Origin of the sequence: Pseudarthrobacter sp. PH31-O2, from assembly GCF_030063265.1 — a bacterium.
In the GTDB taxonomy this organism is placed as follows: Bacteria; Actinomycetota; Actinomycetes; order Actinomycetales; family Micrococcaceae; genus Arthrobacter.
In genome coordinates this window covers 1-632 of the sequence record NZ_JASIST010000029.1, presented here as the reverse complement: position 1 = coordinate 632, position 632 = coordinate 1, and the positions used below count along the sequence as shown (strand labels likewise).

Genomic DNA, 632 nt, shown 5'->3' with positions numbered 1-632 from the left:
ATACAGGGCATTTTAATCGCGTTGAAATAATGAGATGATTGTTTCCATTGATGTTGATGCACAAAAAACGTTTACGCCACTGTGTCCTGACGAACTGCCCGTGAACGAGGGGCATTTGATTGTCGAGGAGTTGAATGCTCAAGCCGCTTTGGCGGATTTGCGCGTGATGACGAAAGATGCGCATCATATGGTAGCGAAATGGCTTGTGGATAACCCTGTTGATATGTTGAAGCCGACAGGTTTGCCTGATGCGGATTTGACTTGGGTGGCTCATGCGATGGTCGGTACGCGCGGCTATGAATTATTGGACGGACTGCCTTCTGCTAAAGAATATGATTATTGCGTTTGGAAAGGTGTTGATCCTGAATTGCATCCTTACGGCGCGTGTTTTCACGATATTGAGGAAAAACTAAGCACAGGGCTGATTGAATGGCTGCGTTGTCAAAATACGGATACGGTTATTATCGGTGGGTTAGCTACGGATTATTGTGTTAAAACAACGGTTTTGCAGTTACTTAAAGGTGGTAATTGGCAGGTTATCGTCAATGAAGCGGCTTGTCGGGGCATTGCGCCGGATACCATTGAAACGGCATGGCAGGAAATGAGTTCTGCCGGTGCAGTCATCTTAAAAA

General features: G+C 46.0%; 1 protein-coding gene. It reads left to right on the top strand.

The window, feature by feature from the left end; genetic code table 11:
• Positions 1 to 34 precede the first annotated feature (34 nt).
• Positions 35 to 632 (top strand): nicotinamidase (locus tag QMG72_RS17730; protein ID WP_283481355.1); only part of this gene is annotated, 598 nt, incomplete at its 3' end.